Below are 16,764 nucleotides of genomic sequence, written 5' to 3' on the forward strand. Positions count from 1 at the left end.
AATGCCAATATTAGCAGGGATTGTGACATTCAATCCAGAAATGCAACGTTTAAAAGAAAATATTGAAGCCATTAAGCCTCAAGTAGATAAAGTGATAATTGTCGATAATGGATCACAAAATTGTGATAAGATTTGTCAGTGTTTTCCTGATTTGACCATCATTAAATTGAATGAAAACATAGGAATTGCAGCAGCACTTAATAGGATTGGAAATTATGCTATTGAGCATGCTTTTGATTGGTTCCTTACATTAGATCAAGATACAGTCGTTTTTAAAGATCTTATTGCCAATTATAAACCTTACATAAATTTGCCTAATGTTGGTATCTTAACTTGTTTGTTTAAGGATATTAATAAGACCAGTGATGAAAGTTACACATCTGAATATGAAGAGGTTACAAAGTGTATAACTTCGGCAGCTTTTATGAAAACAAGTGTTTTTGCCAAATCTGATAAATTCGATGAAAAAATGTTTATTGACCTAGTAGACTATGATTTAAACTATCATTATGAAAAATTAGGATACAAAACTTATCGCATCAATAAAATTGGATTTCTTCATGAAATAGGTAATGCAAGTCCAATCAAATTTTTAGGAAAAGATGCTTATACATCCAATCACAGTGCATTTAGAAAATATTACTTTGCTCGTAACACCATTTACCTCAGTAAAAAGTACGGATTTAATAAGGAAACTAAAAATAACTATATTGTTCTAAGAGATGAATTTATTAAAATTGTCTGCTTTGAAAAGAAAAAAATTGTCAAAAGTAACGGCAATCGGTAAAGGTATTATTGAAGGCATATTTATGAAAGTTGATAACAATGACAGATAAAAAAACTATTTTATTTTTCTCTGGATATTTTCTCCCTTTCTTAGGTGGCATTGAGCGTTATACGGATAAATTAACAAATGAACTCCTTAAATTGGGTTACGATATTATTATTGTAACGACTAATCATGATCAATTGCCAAATTTTGAGATTGATAACGGTCGCAAAATTTATCGTTTTCCGTCTAAAAATCAATTTAAACAGCGCTACCCAATCTTAGATAAAAATTCAGAATATCATGAATTATATCAAAAGCTTTTGGCAGAAAAAGCAGATTATGTCATCTGTAATACCCGCTTTCAATTGACAACCTTATTGGGTCTAAAGTATGCTAAAGCTAAAGGGCTTCCAAGTATTGTTCTTGATCATGGTAGTAGTCATTTTACCGTCAATAATAAAGTTTTAGACGTTTTTGGTGCTATCTATGAACATCTCTTGACTGGTCTGGTTAAATCTTATCATCCTAAATTCTTTGCAGTGTCAGAACGTAGTTCCAACTGGCTTAAACACTTTTCGATTAACTCTAGTGGTGTAATCTATAATTCTGTTCCGGATGATTTAGCCAACCAATTTAAGGGTGCAAGCTATTTATCAAAAAACGACCAGGAAATCTATATTACTTATGCTGGACGCATTCTAAAAGAGAAGGGTGTTGCCATGTTAGTTGAGGCATTTTCGGAAGCTAACTTTCCAAAAGACATTCATCTACAGATAGCTGGTGATGGTCCTTTACTTGAGGAATTGATTGCTGAGAATAAGAATGGAAATATCCACTTTTTAGGTAAGTTGAATTTTCAAGAAACCATGTCTTTAATGGCACAATCTGATATTTTTGTTTATCCGTCTATGTACCTGAGGGATTACCGACTTCAATTTTAGAAGCAGGATTGTTAGGGTCGGCAGTGATTGCAACCGATCGTGGTGGTACGACCGAAGTTATTATCAATGATCAATTGGGAATAATCATCGAAGAAAATAAGGACTCACTCAAAACTGCTTTACAAACGCTTGTTGAAGATAATACTAGAAGAGAAAATTTACAAAAATCAATTCAAAAACGGATTCAATCAACATTTGTTTGGTCAGTAACAGCAAAAAAACTTGTGTCGGTATTATTTGGTAATAAAAAGGAGTAATGGAGATAGAAAATGAAAAAATACTATAGCTCAAAAAAGTTATATTTACTAATGGGCTTTACTTTAGCTAATCTCTTGAATGCTGGAATAATCCATGCAAACGATGTTAGTGCACCACTAGCCACTGATAGTGTGGCTAGTTCTATGACGAGCAATCAGACTGGTATGCAGACTGCTATTAGTGAACAAGTAGTTTCAACAACTCCCGTTACAGAATCACAGACTACGAATCCAAATGTTATTGTGTCTACTCAAGAACTTCAAGTAGATTCAGTTATTAATCAAGGAAGTGATTCTGCTTCCTCTACAAAATCGATAACTCTAGTTAAAGAAGCTCAACAAACAGCGACTAAAACAGCAGTAGTACAAGATGCGGTTCTTTCTTATTCAGGACATGTGCAGGATATAGGTTGGCAGTCACCAGTAACTGATGGCTTAGTCAGTGGAACGACTGGTCAATCAAAACGACTCGAAGCTATCAAGATTAATGTATCAACTCCCTATACAGGTTCCATTACATATAATAGTTCAGTTATTAATTCTGGTTGGCAAACCGCAGTATCAACTGGTCAAATGAGTGGAACGACTGGTCAATCTAAGGCAATTGAAGCGATTCAAATTAATCTGACTGGTGATCTGGCCCTTCAGTATGATATCTATTATCGAACGCATATTGCATCATATGGATGGCTTGGATGGGCTAAAAATGGTGCTTTTGCGGGCAGTACAGGTTTATCCAAACAAATGGAAGCCTATGAAGTCTTTTTAATTGCTAAGGGTACCGAAGTAAACCTTGATATTAATAAGCCCTTTATTGAAATTGTAAAACCTAGTTTAACTTATAAAACTCATGTCCAGGATATAGGTTGGCAACATTGGTTTCTGAAGGTCAGCTAGCTGGGACCACAGGTCGATCAAAAAGAGTTGAAGCTTGATTGTTCATTTGTCATCCAAAGAATTTGGCAATCTTCAATATCGCAGTCACGTTCAAGGTATTGGTTGGCAAAATTATGTCCAAAGTGGTAGTATGACAGGAACAAGTGGCCAATCTAGACGAATTGAGGCTTTGCAATTGCAGTTAACAGGTGTATTAACACAAAAATATAGTGTTAAATATCGGGTTCATATTCAAGATATTGGATGGCAAAACTGGGTTTATGATAACGCTATTGCCGGTACAACTGGTCAGTCAAAAAGGGTAGAAGCAATTGAAATCGTATTAGTTGATAAAGTAAGTAAGCCTGTTGGTCTTTCTGCTTCTCAAGGTAATTATGCTATTGTTAATAAAGTCATCTATCTTGATGCTGGACATGGTGGCTATGATCCTGGTGCAGCTTATTTTAACCAATCCGAAAAAACCTTAAATTTGCAAATGCAAACGCGCCTCAAAACTAAACTTGAAGCAGCAGGCTATAAAGTTGTGACTACTAGGACCGATGATACCTATGTTGATTTGCTACCTCGCTCTCAAAGCGCAAATCTGTCTATTGCTGACCTCTTTATTTCAATCCATTTTAATGCCTCAACAAGCAGTTATGCGAATGGGATTGAAACCTATTATTATGAGTATTATCCAGAGTATCAACCAAAGATAAATGCAGATTGGCACTTAGATCCGGATCGTCTCAGTCGAAGTAATACCTTAGCTCAGGCTATTCAATCATCTACGGTTGGGAATACTGGCGCTAAAAATAATGGGGTACTAAGAGACACATTCTCTGTTTTAAGAGAAACAACAGCACCCGCTGTGCTATTAGAATTAGGGTATATGTCAAACCCGACTGAGTTCCAGAATATTAATTCTGCGACTTACCAAGAAAAACTGGCTAACGGTATTTTCAGTGGTATTTTATCTTATTACAAACAATATCAAGCCTAAAATTCTAGCTCAAAAATCTGTTTGTCCTAACGATTTTTGAGTTTTTTTGTGCTATAATGAAGGTATATTATATATTGAGGTGGATTATGTTAGACAACGCGCTATTAGAACGTTTTTTGAAGTACGTTAAAGTTAACACTCGCAGTGATGCTGCTAGTGAGACAACTCCAAGTACACAAAGTCAAGTTGATTTTGCATTAAACATTCTAAAACCTGAGATGGAAGCAATCGGCTTGCAAGATGTTCACTATATTTCCGAAAATGGTTATATCATTGGAACATTACCAGCTAACGCTAGTCATTTAACTCGAAGGATTGGCTTTATTTCCCATATTGATACAGCAGATTTTAATGCTGACAATGTTAATCCTCAAATCATTGAGAATTATCAAGGTGGCGAAATTATTTTAGGTACTTCTGGCTACTCTCTATTACCTGATGAGTTTCCTAACATGAATAAATATCTTGGTCAAACATTGATCACTACTGATGGAACAACTTTACTCGGTTCTGATGACAAATCTGGTATTGCTGAGATTATGACAGCAATTGAGTTTCTTGTGGCAAATCCAGATATTGAACATTGTGAAATCCGTGTTGCATTTGGTCCAGATGAAGAAATCGGTGTTGGTGCTGATAAATTTGATGTTGAGGACTTCAATGTTGATTTTGCTTACACTGTCGATGGTGGTCCTTTAGGTGAGTTACAATTTGAAACATTCAGCGCAGCTGGCTTAGATTTGAAATTCTTAGGACGTAACGTGCACCCTGGTACTGCCAAAGGGCAAATGGTTAACGCTTTGCAATTAGCCATAGACTTCCATAATCAATTACCTAAGGAAGAGCGCCCTGAGTACACTGATGGTTATGATGGTTTCTATATGCTTGATGAAATGTCAGGAAATGTTGAAGAAGCAACAAGTACTTACATTATTCGTGATTTCCAAGATGACTCTTTCCAAGCAAGAAAAGCAAAAGTACAAGAAATTGCTGATAAAATGAATGCTGAACTTGGTAATGAACGTGTACAAGTGCATTTATATGATCAATACTATAACATGCGCAAAATCATTGAAAAAGATATGACGCCAATTGAGTTAGCTAAAGAAGTGATGGAAGACTTAGACATCAAACCAATTATAGAACCAGTTCGTGGTGGTACTGATGGTTCTAAGATTTCCTTCATGGGTATTCCGACTCCTAATATTTTTGCTGGTGGTGAAAATATGCATGGTCGATATGAATTTGTTAGCCTTGAAACGATGGAAAAAGCAGTTCAAGTTATTCTTGGAATTGTTCAAAAACCATAATGATAAGTTTTTAAAAAAAGGGGCTATAACAAATGATTAAATTATTTGGAAAAATAAGATACCATTGGCAACCAGAATTATCTTGGTCTATTATCTATTGGTCAATTGCTATTGCTCCCATTTTTATTGGTTTGTCTTTACTATATGAAAATACAAATATTCCTAGACGCGTCTTTATCTTATTCTTCTTATTTATCGTATTAGTAGGAATTGGATTGCATCGTTACTTCTTAATTGAAGAAGGTGGTATTTTAAAAATAGTTTCTTTTAGACTTTTTGGACCTCGTAAGCTGGCAATTTCAAGCATTAACAAAGTTGAAGTGACTAAATCGAGTGTGACAATTTGTACTAACGATAAAAATTATCTCTTCTATATGCGCAAATGGCCTAAGAAATATTTCTTAGATGCCTTAGCAATAAATCCCTACTTTAAGGGAGAAGTTGTCCTAGTCGATAATTTAATCAATTTAGATTATTTTGAGCATTACAAGGATGAGAAAAAGACCCTTACTTTATTGTAAGAGCCTTTGTGGGACATGATTTGACTGCAAGAATAGCTTGTTGGTCATGTTGAGAAATCTCCTTTTCTAAGAGATTTGAGTCAGCAAATTTAACAATGCCGTCGTCTTGATAGTCAAAGAGTGATGAATAGGTCTGGCATAGACCACAAGCAATACATTTTTCTGGTATTATCGATACTTTCATAGTATCATTTTAATATGATTTCGGTTATTTAACAAGGGGGAAAATCATGGCTAATGAACCATGGGAAGAAAAGATTGTGAATGAAGACAAGGAGACAAGATCACGTAAGTCAAGAGGGCCACTACTTAGTACACCTTGGTTAACTGCTCTTTTAAGTGTTTTCTTCGTTATCATTGTTGGTATATTATTTATTTTCTTCTATACATCAAATAGTGGTGGTGATAAACAAACAGAGACTAGCGGCTTCTATGGAGCTTCTGTATCTAAATCAAAGGAAGCTTCTAAGGCATCAAAAGATGCAAAAGCTTCTACAAAAAAGGATAGTACAGAAGAGTCAAGTAGTGACAAAACAACTGATTCGTCAACTGAAACAAGTTCAAGTTCAGATGCAAAAACTGGAGAAACAATTGTCGTCCTTCAAGGTGAAGGGGTGGCAGCGATTGCAGCTAGAGCAGGAATAAGTGTTGAGCAACTTCAGGCCTTAAATCCTGATCATATGACTCAGGGATACTGGTATGCTAATCCTGGTGACGCTGTCATCATTAAATAATTAATATATAAGAGGACATAATGAAAGCTATTAGAATTGCTATCGACGGTCCAGCATCAAGTGGTAAAAGTACAGTGGCCAAGATTATCGCAAAAAATCTTGGCTTTACTTATTTGGACACAGGTGCTATGTATCGTTGTGCGACATATATTGCATTAAAACATAACTATACTGAAAATGATGTTGATGACATTTTAAATGAATTATCTAAAAACCCAATTTCATTTAAAAAGTCTGATGATGGAAGTCAACTCGTTTTTTTAGGTAACCGAGATGTTTCCTTAGCTATCCGTCAAAACGATGTGACTAATAATGTCTCATGGGTATCTGCTATCGCTGAGATTCGAGAAGAATTAGTGGCTCAACAAAGGCGAATTGCCAAAAATGGAGCGATTATCATGGATGGTCGTGATATTGGAACAGTCGTTTTACCGGATGCTGAATTAAAAATCTTTTTAATTGCTTCTGTAGATGAACGAGCTCAAAGACGTTATAAAGAAAATATTGAAAAAGGGATTTCAAGTGACTTAGAAACCCTAAAAGAAGAAATTGCTGCTAGAGACTTCAAAGATAGTAACCGCAAGGTATCACCCTTAAAAGCTGCGGACGATGCTATCATTTTTGATACAACTGGAATTGATATTGCTGGAGTTGTATCATTTATTCAAGAAAAAGCAGAAAAAATGATTGACATGGTCTAATGACTGTGGTAAGATAGTGACAATGAGAAAAGCAGAAGTGAGAGCTTCTCGCCTTGCGACTTAGGTTGTCTGGCCCAACATGATAAATTCCAATAGGATATTATGTGAGTGGGCTTGATTTATCAAGTCCGCTTTCGTTTTTCTCTAAAAAAATAAAGAGGTGAAGGTCATAGCTAAAAAGGATCTATTCATTAACGATGAAATTCGTGTTCGCGAAGTTCGTCTAGTCGGTCTAGAAGGTGAACAATTAGGTATTAAACCATTATCTGAAGCACAAGCGATTGCTGATTCTGCTAATGTTGATTTGGTTTTAATCCAGCCACAAGCTGTTCCTCCAGTTGCCAAAATCATGGACTATGGAAAGTTCAAATTTGAGTTTCAAAAGAAACAAAAAGAACAACGCAAAAAACAAAGTGTTGTTACTGTTAAGGAAGTACGTTTAAGTCCTGTTATTGATAAGGGTGACTTTGAAACAAAACTCCGTAACGGCCGTAAATTCCTTGAAAAAGGAAATAAGGTTAAAGTTTCGATTCGCTTCAAAGGGCGTATGATTACTCATAAAGAGATTGGTGCAAAGGTTCTAGCTGAATTTGCTGAAGCTACTCAAGATATCGCTATCATTGAGCAAAGAGCAAAAATGGATGGACGCCAAATGTTTATGCAACTTGCACCAATTTCCGACAAAAAATAATTGTCAAAAGATTTTAAGATTTACTAGAGGAGAATACAAAAATGCCAAAACAAAAAACACACCGCGCATCAGCTAAACGTTTTAAACGTACAGGTTCTGGTGGTTTGAAACGCTTCCGTGCTTTTACATCACACCGTTTCCACGGAAAAACTAAAAAACAACGTCGTCATCTTCGTAAAGCTACTATGGTAAGTAGCGGAGATTTCAAACGTATTAAAGCAATGCTTACTGGTCTTAAATAAGAGACCCTAAAGATAAGCATTTACTAGAATTATTAGAACTATTTGGAGGAATTATAAATGGCTCGTGTTAAAGGTGGAGTTGTTTCACGTAAACGTCGTAAACGTATTTTAAAATTAGCAAAAGGTTACTATGGAGCAAAACATATCTTGTTCCGTACTGCAAAAGAACAAGTAATGAATTCTTATTACTATGCATACCGTGACCGTCGTCAAAAGAAACGTGATTTCCGTAAATTATGGATCACACGTATCAATGCGGCAGCTCGTATGAATGGTTTATCATACTCACAATTAATGCACGGTTTAAAACTTGCTGAAATAGAAGTTAACCGTAAAATGCTTGCTGATTTAGCAGTAACTGATGCAGCTGGATTTACAGCTCTTGCTGATGCAGCAAAAGCAAAATTAGGTAAATAATAAAAAAACGCTAGTCCTCGTGATTAGCGTTTTTCGTACACTTATGGAAAATAATATGTCCAAAGAAAAGACGCTATCCTAAACGAGAGCGTCTTTTTCTAATCTGTTAATTTGTTTTCTTTTCTTGGCTTGAACTAGAACTAGAACTACTTGTCGAAGAAGAGCTGGTTTCATCTTCTTTTGGATTAAGTTCTAAATATGAAGGTGCTTTGAAAAGTTTTGTAGTGCCTTTATTCCCATTCTTACTATAGAGACTTGTCGATTTATCACCGAGTTTTTTCTCAATTGCCTTCATTTGTTTCAATTGATGGGTGTAATCATAAAGGGTTGCATCATTCTTTTTAAGACCGTTATCTGTATTGAAGCGAAGTAAATCACCAGTTTGAACAGCGTCACTAACGGCCAGTTGTCGAGTGATTTCATCTCGAATCAGTTTGTTTTTTTCAATAGTCATTTCATCAGGATTTGTTATCTCAATTCCTGACTTAGTATTGAAAAGACGGCCACCATAGTTTGTATATTCAGGAGTCATATAAGTTCCTGATGTTCTTTGTGCGACAATTTGCTTATTCTGAGGAGATAGCAAGTCTTGTCCTAGTTGGATATAGTTGGATGTGTCAACCCCTAATACGTGTAATAAGGTAGGTAAGGCGTCGATTTCACCACCAAAGGTCTCTTTGATGCCACCGCCATTAAAACCAGGCACATGAATCATATAAGGGACGCGTTGCAACATGGCGTTATCATACTCTGACCAGGTTTCGGGATCTTTTCCAAGAAGTTCAGCAAGACTTGTGTTTCTTGAATTAGAGATACCGTAGTGGTCGCCATACATAACGATAATGGAATTATCATATAAACCAGATGCTTTTAAATAGTCAAAGAATGACTTGATTGAGGCATCAAGGTAATTAGCCGTAGCGAAGTAACCATTGATGGTTTCATCATCCGTTTCGGCTAATGGGAACCCTTCTTCATCCTTTTCACCTTTCAAACTCGTGTAAGGGTAGTGGTTACTAACGGTAATAAATTTAGTATAGAATGGCTGTTGCATTCTTTCGAGATATTTGATGGAATCTTTGAACATGTATTTGTCGTTGAGACCATATTGAAATGAATTGGTATCAGTTTGTTTTTGGAAGTATGAGGAGTCAAAGAAATAATTGTACCCCCATTGTTTGTAAGCATTGTTACGGTTCCAGAAAGTTCCTACATTACCGTGGAAGACAGCACTTGAATAGTCTCCATTTTGTTTTAAGATTGTAGGTGTAGCAAACTGAGTGTTGTCACCACCATAGTTAACCATGAAAGAACCTGAATTGAGACCAAATAATGAATTTTCCATCATGGTTTCTGCATCAGATGTTTTTCCAGCCTTTACTTGGTGGAAAAAGTTTGAAAAGGCAATTGTTGAATTGGAGTGGTAAAGTGAGTTTAAGAACGGTGTAACTTCGTATTCTTTATCCTCAGATTTTAATTTATAATCAATAATAAATTGTTGGAAACTTTCTAAGTGAATAACGATTACGTTCTTTCCTTTAGCGATTCCAAAGTATTTAGGGTCAGGAGCAGCGTAATGACTTTTGACGTAATTTTTGACATCAACTAATTCTTCAGCTGTTGCCCCGTTCCGTTCTTTTTGAGCTTGATATGTTTGATTACCACTATACATGGTAAAAGCTGGTAATCCCAATGCCCTTACAATATAAGTATTTGAAAAACCACGTGTTAACAATTCTGGTCGGTCGATCTCTGCCAAGAAGAGGTTGGCCGACATCATTAAGAAGGAAAGGGCAGATACGGCAAAAGCTGCACGTTTATTAAATGGTCTTGAATCTGTTTTGAATTTTTTACTTACTTTTAAGGCAATAAAGACAATAAAGTCAAAAATAAAAATTATATCCCAAACTCTTACTAAATTTAGAGCTGAATCCCCTAAACCAGCAGAAACCTTACTTGAAGCTAACATGGCTGATACGGTAATAAAGTCAGAAAACTCTCTATAGTAAATAGCATTAGAGATAAGTAATAAGTTAAGCAAGATGTAAATAATCCAAGCCACTAAATAAAAAGTTTTAGTATTCTTTATATAAAGTGCAAGTCCCAATAGTAATAAAGCTAAAGGGACAGGATTAATAAGCGATAAAAAGACTTGATAGAGATTTCCTAAATCAAGTGAAAAATCCATTTGATATGCCCATATGGTTTTTATCCAGTAAGCAATAAGCAGCGTCAGGATAAAGCCTAGCCTGGTACTGGTAAATTTTGATATGATATTTTTAAATGTTGTCACTGAAGAAACTTCCTCATTCATTTTTTTCCTAAAGATAAAATCTCAAAGTAAATTATATCAAAAAAAAGATGGTTGTGCTCGCTATAAGTTTAAATTTAGTAGGAATTTTTAGGAGATTTTGATATAATAGAGTCTATGAATAAACTCTATATTAATTCTTTTGTTGAAAAAAAGATTGCTTCCGGGGTTCAATTATTAGAGGAAAATGATTTTAGAAATCTTAAAATCACTGATCAATTTGTAGAATTATATTCCAAATCTAATAAAAAAATCGGAACAGCATACCTTTCAAATCAACATAAAGGAATTGGCTGGTTTTTAGGGTCTAATATTATCGTTGATAGTGCCTATTTTAATCGATTATTTACCCAAGCCAAAGAAAAAAGATATTCTTATTTTCAGTCAGACACTACGTCAGCTTTTCGAATTTTTAATCAAGAGGGAGATTTCTTTGGTGGTTTAACCATTGATTTGTATAATGAATATGCCCTTTTTACATGGTACAATACTTTTGTTTATTCCATAAAAAATCAAATTATTGATGCCTTTAAGTCAGTTTATCCTGAAGTTAAAGGTGCCTATGAAAAAATTCGATTTAAAGGACATTCATTTGAGTCGGCACATTTATTTGGACTTGAAGCCCCAGAAACATTTATCGTTAAAGAGAATGGTGTCAATTATCAAGTTTTTCTGAACGATGGCTTGATGACAGGTATTTTTCTAGACCAACATGATGTCAGGAAGACTCTCGTTAATGGCTTAGCTAAAAATAAAACCCTATTAAATATGTTTTCTTATACAGCAGCCTTTTCTGTAGCAGCAGCAATTGGTGGTGCTAAAGAAACCAGATCAGTTGATTTAGCAAAAAGATCTCGAGAATTATCACAAGCTCATTTTATCGCAAATAATTTGGATTTAGATAATCATTATTTCCATGTAATGGATGTTTTTGAGTATTTTAAATATGCTAAACGAAAACAATTAAATTTTGATATAATAGTAATTGATCCACCAAGTTTTGCCCGCAATAAAAAGCAAACTTTTTCTGTTCAGAAGGATTATCATCGACTTATTTCTGATGCTTTAGCCATCTTGAATCCCGGCGGTACCATTATTTCCTCAACAAATGCGGCTAATATGACGGTGTCCCAATTCAAAACAGAAATTGAGAAAGGCTTTGAAGGACATAGTATTTTAGAAATGACCCTAAAACAGCTTCCCAAAGATTTTCTAACGAATAAAGCAGATGAAAGAAGTAATTATTTAAAAGTATTTACAATAAAGGTAAAAAAATGAAAATAGTAGCTCCAATAATGCCGACAAGTTTTGAAGAAGCACAGTCGATAGACGTCTCTAAATATGATGGGGTTGATATCATAGAATGGCGTGCCGATTTCCTTCCAAAGGATGAAGTGATTACAGTTGCACCTGCCATCTTTGAGAAGTTTGCTGGTAGAGAAATCATTTTTACACTAAGAACAAAACCTGAAGGTGGAAAAATTGATTTAAGTGACCAAGAGTATCTTGATCTCATTAATGAAATTAACACTATTTATAACCCTGATTTTATCGATTTTGAATATTTCACTCATAAGTCAGTTTTTGGACAAATGCTAGATTTTCCAAATTTAGTCTTGTCATATCATAACTTCGAAGAGACTCCTGAAAATCTGATGGAATCATTTTCTGAGTTGACAAAATTAGCACCAAGGGTTGTTAAGATTGCTGTTATGCCTAAAAGCGAACAAGATGTTTTAAATGTCATGAACTTCACTCGTGGCTTTAAAGCTTTAAATCCAGAGCAAACATATGCTACCATGTCAATGGGTAATCTAGGTCGAATTTCACGTATTGCTGGTGATATTATTGGCTCAGCTTGGACATTTGTTGCTGTTGATGATGCCTCAGCACCTGGCCAAGTTTCTTTGGCTGATATGAAAAAAATAATTTCAGTACTTGAAGCTGATTAATGATGAATTCAACATAACATTATTCTAAACTTATTAGGGTAATGTTTTTCTTTATCTGAAGGAGAAAGAGAAATGAGATTTTTAACTGCAGGTGAATCCCATGGACAAGAATTAACGGCAATCATAGAGGGATTTCCAGCCGGTGTTAGGATAAATCAGGACGACATTAATAAAGAACTGAAAAGACGGCAAGGTGGCTACGGTCGTGGTGGTCGCATGGCTATTGAGTCGGATAAGGTTATTATTACTTCTGGTATAAGGCATGGTCAAACAACTGGTGCACCAATTGCTTTCAAGATTATAAATATTGATCACCAAAAGTGGATTGATATTATGGCGACTGAAGAAGTTGATGAGGCACTTAAAAAGAAACGTCGAGTCCATCAACCTAGGCCTGGTCATGCCGATTTAGTTGGAGGCATTAAATATCATTACGCTGATTTACGAAATTCTTTAGAGCGGTCTTCTGCGCGTGAGACTGCAATTAGGGTAGCAATTGGTGCCTTTGCTAAAATCCTTTTGAAGGAAATTGGAGTTGTCTTTTGTAATCATGTCATCAATTTTGGTGGTCACTGGGTTAAGATTCCTGAGAATATAAGTATCGAAGAAATTACAAGTAAAGCACAATTATCAGAACTATCTATCGCAAATCCTCAACAAGAAGTTGAAATCAAAGCATATATTGATCAAATCAAAAAAGATGGTGATACTTTAGGTGGTATTGTTGAAACCATTGTTACTGGACTACCAGCTGGTATCGGTTCTTTTGTTCATTGGGACCGGAAATTAGATGGTAAATTAGCTCAAGCCGTTTTGTCTATCAATGCTTTTAAAGGTGTTGAATTTGGAATGGGATTTGACATGGCTAATCATAAAGGTTCAGAAGTAATGGATCCAATTGTTTGGAATGAAGAAGAGGGTTATCGGAGATCGAGTAATCATCTTGGAGGTTTTGAAGGTGGTGTTACAAATGGAGAACCCATCATCATTAAAGGGGTTATGAAACCCATTCCGACACTTTATAAGCCATTAATGTCAGTAGATGTCGATAATCATCGCCCCTTTAAAGCTACTGTCGAGCGGTCTGATCCGACGGCACTTCCGGCAGCAGGAGTTGTTATGGAAAATGTTGTTGCCACAATTATTGCACAAGAGATTCTTGATCAATTTCCAGCAGACCACCTATCTGACTTAAAAAGATCTTTTGAAGCATATATTGCTCATACAAAAAGTTATTAAAGGCAGAATTAATAGCATTGTGTTAAGATAGAAGTGATAAAAAATAAAGGAGAAAACTTAATGTCTCAAGAAATTTACGATTACGCTAACCAATTGGAAAGAGCTATTAGAAACCTTTCTGAATACAAAAAAGTTGAAGAGGCAAAAGTTGCCATCAAAGAAGATGAGCAAGCTAATCAATTATTTGATCAATTCGTAGCTATGCAAGAAAAACTTCAAGCTATGATGCAGAGTGGTCAAATGCCTTCTGCTGAGGAACAAACTGAAATTCAAGAATTGAGTCAAAAAATTGAAGGGGATTCCCTCTTAAAAGCCTATTTCGATGCCCAACAAGCACTTTCGATCTACGTTAGTGATATTGAGCGTATTGTCTTTGCACCTCTTAAAGATTTAATTTAATAGTAGTTAGACGAGTTTGAGGTGTTGCAGATGACAAGAAAAATTGGAATCATTGGCATGGGACATGTGGGTTCAACGGTTGCGCACGGTTTAATTGCACAAGGTCTTTTTGATGAATATGTTTTGATAGATACAAATGTTGAAAAAGTTGAAGCGGATGTTATTGATTTTCGTGATTCTATGGCTAATATCAATCAGCATGCTCTTATCAAGGTTAATGACTATCAAGCCTTAGCCGATGCGGAGATTATTATTTCAGCACTTGGAAATATTGCCCTTCAAGATAATCCTAACGCTGACCGCTTTGCAGAATTATCTTTTACTTCTAAAGAAGTGAAGAAAGTTTCTGAAAAGCTTAAAGATGTAGGTTTTTCAGGAATTATTATTGCTATTACAAATCCTGTTGATACGATCACTAGTCTTTATCAGTCTTATACAGGACTTCCAAAAGAGTCCGTAATCGGTACTGGTACCTTACTTGATACTGCTAGAATGAAAAGAGCAGTAGCTGAAAAGTTTGCTATTGATCCTAGAAGTGTATATGGTTATAATTTAGGTGAGCATGGCAATTCACAATTTACTGCTTGGAGTCAAGTGAAAATAAAAGGTAAACCAATCCATCAATTGGCTAGTGAAGAAGAATTGGCAGCCTTGACAGAGGAATCTATTAAGGGTGGTCATCGTGTTTTCTTCGGAAAGAAATATACAAGTTATGGAATAGCCAGCTCAGCAATCCGATTAGCTTTGGCTGTTGTTTCCGATAGTCATGAAGAACTAGCTGTGTCTCATTACAATTCTACATATGATACTTATTTATCGACTCCAGCAATCATTGGTCGTCAGGGAGTTATTGAAGCCATTCATTTATATTTAAATGAAGAAGAAGAATTTAAGTTAAAAAAATCCGCAGATTATATCAAAAGTAAGGTTAAAGATACCTTATAGTTTAAAACCATTTTCATTGAAAATGGTTTTTTGAAGCAATTCCTTGAGCGTCATTTTGAATTATGTTACATTTAGAACAAGAAATCGAGGTAAATAAAATGAATTCATACGATTATATTGTCATTGGTGGAGGGAGTGCTGGAATTGCATCTGCTAATCGTGCGGCTATCCATGGTGCCAGAGTTTTATTAATTGAAGCCGACTTAGTTGGTGGGACTTGCGTTAATTTAGGTTGTGTTCCCAAAAAGGTGATGTGGTACGGTGCTCAAGTAGCTGACACCTTAAACACTTATGCTCAAGATTATGGCTTTGATATTGAGCAAAAATCTTTTGATTTTGCTACCCTAAAGGCTAATCGTCAAGCATATATTGATCGCATTCATGCATCTTATCAGAGAGGCTTTCAAAATAATGGTGTTGAATTTTTGGAAGGTTACGCAACTTTTCTTGACAAGCATCATGTTCAAGTTGCTGACCAAGTCTATTCGGCAGAACATATCCTGATTGCTACTGGTGGACATCCAGTGATTCCTGACCTTCCTGGGGCTAATTATGGCATTACTTCGGATGGTTTCTTTGATTTAGACCAAGTTCCGGAGCGGACCGCCATTGTGGGAGCTGGTTATATTGCCGTTGAAATTGCTGGTGTTTTAAATGCTTTAGGTTCAGAAACGCATTTACTAGTTCGACATGATCGTCCATTACGTGAATTTGATAAAGATATCGTGGCTAGTTTAGTGGAAGAAATGGCTAATACTGGTCTTGATTTAATGACTGAGGCCCACGTCAAATCTGTTACTAAAAATTCTGATCAGTCTTTGACCATTCTCCTAAAAGACGGGAAAACTTTGGAAGTTGATCAACTGATTTGGGCTATTGGTCGCAAGCCAAATACAACAGGTTTTGGTCTTGAGAATTTGGGATTAGAAATGACTGAAGCAGGGTATATTAAAACGGATGCTTACGAGAATACGTCAGTATCTGGTATTTACGCTGTGGGTGATATAAATGGGAAATTAGCCTTGACTCCTGTTGCTGTGGCGGCTGGTCGTCGTCTGTCGGAGCGTCTTTTCAATGGTAAGACGCATGAAAAATTGGATTATGACAATGTTGCGACAGTTATTTTTAGTCATCCGGCCATTGGTTCAATTGGTCTAAGTGAGGAAGCTGCGATCTCCAAATATGGGGAGGATAAGGTGAAAACTTATCAATCAACTTTCACATCCATGTATACAGCTGTGACTAGTCACCGTCAAGTTTGCAAAATGAAGTTAGTAACAATGGGTCCAGAGGAAAAAATTGTCGGTCTCCATGGTATTGGTTATGGGGTTGACGAAATGATTCAAGGTTTCGCCGTTGCTATTAAAATGGGAGCGACTAAGGCTGATTTTGATAATACCGTTGCCATTCACCCAACTGGTGCTGAAGAATTTGTGACCATGAGATAAGAAAA

19 protein-coding genes, 1 pseudogene and 1 other annotated feature are annotated in these 16,764 nt (G+C 35.7%); of the genes and pseudogenes, 18 read left to right on the top strand and 2 right to left on the bottom strand.

Going from position 1 to position 16,764, the window contains the following annotated elements; translation table 11 throughout:
• The first annotated feature begins 1 nt into the window (after nucleotide 1).
• The 7 genes and pseudogenes from AT575_RS02515 to AT575_RS02545 all read left to right on the top strand — a co-directional run bounded on the left by AT575_RS02515 (nucleotide 2) and on the right by AT575_RS02545 (nucleotide 5,680).
• Entirely contained in the window at nucleotides 2–787 is a 786-nt protein-coding gene (locus AT575_RS02515; RefSeq protein ID WP_245871425.1) for a glycosyltransferase, read from the top strand.
• A gap of 38 nt (nucleotides 788–825) precedes the next feature.
• Nucleotides 826–1,970 (top strand): annotated as a pseudogene (locus AT575_RS02520) (glycosyltransferase family 4 protein).
• A gap of 12 nt (nucleotides 1,971–1,982) precedes the next feature.
• Nucleotides 1,983–2,867, top strand: a complete 885-nt coding sequence (locus AT575_RS02525; protein WP_102777015.1) for a hypothetical protein — start codon at nucleotides 1,983–1,985, stop codon at nucleotides 2,865–2,867.
• Nucleotides 2,846–2,905: a hypothetical protein gene (locus AT575_RS02530; protein ID WP_245871428.1), complete on the top strand. Its 60-nt coding sequence runs from the start codon at nucleotides 2,846–2,848 to the stop codon at nucleotides 2,903–2,905. Before AT575_RS02525 ends, AT575_RS02530 begins: the two co-directional genes overlap by 22 nt.
• Nucleotides 2,906–2,997: 92 nt before the next feature.
• Entirely contained in the window at nucleotides 2,998–3,849 is an 852-nt protein-coding gene (locus AT575_RS02535) for an N-acetylmuramoyl-L-alanine amidase (protein ID WP_174683086.1), read from the top strand.
• Between the two features lie 86 nt (nucleotides 3,850–3,935).
• On the top strand, nucleotides 3,936–5,159 hold the full coding sequence (gene pepT, locus AT575_RS02540; protein WP_102777017.1) for a peptidase T: 1,224 nt from the start codon (nucleotides 3,936–3,938) through the stop codon (nucleotides 5,157–5,159).
• Nucleotides 5,160–5,191: 32 nt separating this feature from the next.
• On the top strand, nucleotides 5,192–5,680 hold the full coding sequence (locus tag AT575_RS02545; RefSeq protein ID WP_102777018.1) for an EbsA family protein: 489 nt from the start codon (nucleotides 5,192–5,194) through the stop codon (nucleotides 5,678–5,680).
• On the opposite strand, the gene AT575_RS02550 is transcribed toward AT575_RS02545, so the two are convergent.
• Nucleotides 5,667–5,864 carry a ferredoxin gene (locus tag AT575_RS02550; RefSeq protein WP_102777019.1) on the bottom strand — a complete coding sequence of 66 codons (198 nt, stop codon included), beginning with the start codon at nucleotides 5,862–5,864 and terminating at the stop codon, nucleotides 5,667–5,669. The genes AT575_RS02545 and AT575_RS02550 overlap by 14 nt on opposite strands.
• A gap of 46 nt (nucleotides 5,865–5,910) precedes the next feature.
• On the opposite strand from AT575_RS02550, the gene AT575_RS02555 reads away from it, so the two are divergent.
• The 5 genes from AT575_RS02555 to rplT all read left to right on the top strand — a co-directional run bounded on the left by AT575_RS02555 (nucleotide 5,911) and on the right by rplT (nucleotide 8,465).
• Nucleotides 5,911–6,414, top strand: a complete 504-nt coding sequence (locus AT575_RS02555) for an SAG1386/EF1546 family surface-associated protein (RefSeq protein WP_102777020.1) — start codon at nucleotides 5,911–5,913, stop codon at nucleotides 6,412–6,414.
• Between the two features lie 20 nt (nucleotides 6,415–6,434).
• Nucleotides 6,435–7,115, top strand: coding sequence for a (d)CMP kinase (gene cmk / locus AT575_RS02560; RefSeq protein WP_102777021.1), 681 nt, complete (start codon nucleotides 6,435–6,437; stop codon nucleotides 7,113–7,115).
• Nucleotides 7,116–7,138: 23 nt separating this feature from the next.
• Nucleotides 7,139–7,261: a sequence feature (ribosomal protein L20 leader region), on the top strand.
• A gap of 14 nt (nucleotides 7,262–7,275) precedes the next feature.
• Nucleotides 7,276–7,806, top strand: a complete 531-nt coding sequence (gene infC, locus AT575_RS02565; protein WP_102777022.1) for a translation initiation factor IF-3 — start codon at nucleotides 7,276–7,278, stop codon at nucleotides 7,804–7,806.
• 41 nt (nucleotides 7,807–7,847) lie between these two features.
• On the top strand, nucleotides 7,848–8,048 hold the full coding sequence (gene rpmI, locus AT575_RS02570; RefSeq protein WP_003099936.1) for a 50S ribosomal protein L35: 201 nt from the start codon (nucleotides 7,848–7,850) through the stop codon (nucleotides 8,046–8,048).
• A 57-nt stretch (nucleotides 8,049–8,105) separates the two neighbouring features.
• Entirely contained in the window at nucleotides 8,106–8,465 is a 360-nt protein-coding gene (gene rplT, locus AT575_RS02575; protein ID WP_071793320.1) for a 50S ribosomal protein L20, read from the top strand.
• A gap of 106 nt (nucleotides 8,466–8,571) precedes the next feature.
• Here rplT and AT575_RS02580 read toward each other — a convergent pair whose 3' ends face one another.
• Nucleotides 8,572–10,779 (bottom strand): LTA synthase family protein, encoded by a 2,208-nt coding sequence (locus tag AT575_RS02580; protein WP_102777023.1) that lies wholly within the window; start codon nucleotides 10,777–10,779, stop codon nucleotides 8,572–8,574.
• Nucleotides 10,780–10,893: 114 nt separating this feature from the next.
• Here AT575_RS02580 and AT575_RS02585 point away from each other — a divergent pair, with 114 nt between their 5' ends.
• The 6 genes from AT575_RS02585 (at nucleotide 10,894) to gorA (ending at nucleotide 16,759) form a co-directional block, all read left to right on the top strand.
• A complete protein-coding gene (locus tag AT575_RS02585) occupies nucleotides 10,894–12,054 on the top strand; it encodes a class I SAM-dependent rRNA methyltransferase (protein ID WP_102777024.1) in 1,161 nt (386 codons plus the stop codon).
• On the top strand, nucleotides 12,051–12,728 hold the full coding sequence (gene aroD / locus AT575_RS02590) for a type I 3-dehydroquinate dehydratase (protein WP_102777025.1): 678 nt from the start codon (nucleotides 12,051–12,053) through the stop codon (nucleotides 12,726–12,728). The genes AT575_RS02585 and aroD overlap by 4 nt, the downstream gene beginning before the upstream one ends.
• A gap of 72 nt (nucleotides 12,729–12,800) precedes the next feature.
• A complete protein-coding gene (gene aroC / locus AT575_RS02595) occupies nucleotides 12,801–13,967 on the top strand; it encodes a chorismate synthase (RefSeq protein WP_102777026.1) in 1,167 nt (388 codons plus the stop codon).
• A 60-nt stretch (nucleotides 13,968–14,027) separates the two neighbouring features.
• Nucleotides 14,028–14,366 (top strand): YlbF/YmcA family competence regulator, encoded by a 339-nt coding sequence (locus AT575_RS02600; protein ID WP_102777027.1) that lies wholly within the window; start codon nucleotides 14,028–14,030, stop codon nucleotides 14,364–14,366.
• Nucleotides 14,367–14,396: 30 nt separating this feature from the next.
• Complete coding sequence (locus tag AT575_RS02605; RefSeq protein ID WP_102777028.1) at nucleotides 14,397–15,311, top strand: L-lactate dehydrogenase; 915 nt, start codon at nucleotides 14,397–14,399, stop codon at nucleotides 15,309–15,311.
• A gap of 98 nt (nucleotides 15,312–15,409) precedes the next feature.
• Nucleotides 15,410–16,759 carry a glutathione-disulfide reductase gene (gene gorA, locus AT575_RS02610; RefSeq protein ID WP_102777050.1) on the top strand — a complete coding sequence of 450 codons (1,350 nt, stop codon included), beginning with the start codon at nucleotides 15,410–15,412 and terminating at the stop codon, nucleotides 16,757–16,759.
• The last annotated feature ends 5 nt before the right edge of the window (nucleotides 16,760–16,764 follow it).

It is taken from the genome of Streptococcus penaeicida (assembly GCF_002887775.1).
Taxonomy (GTDB): Bacteria; Bacillota; Bacilli; order Lactobacillales; family Streptococcaceae; genus Streptococcus; species Streptococcus penaeicida.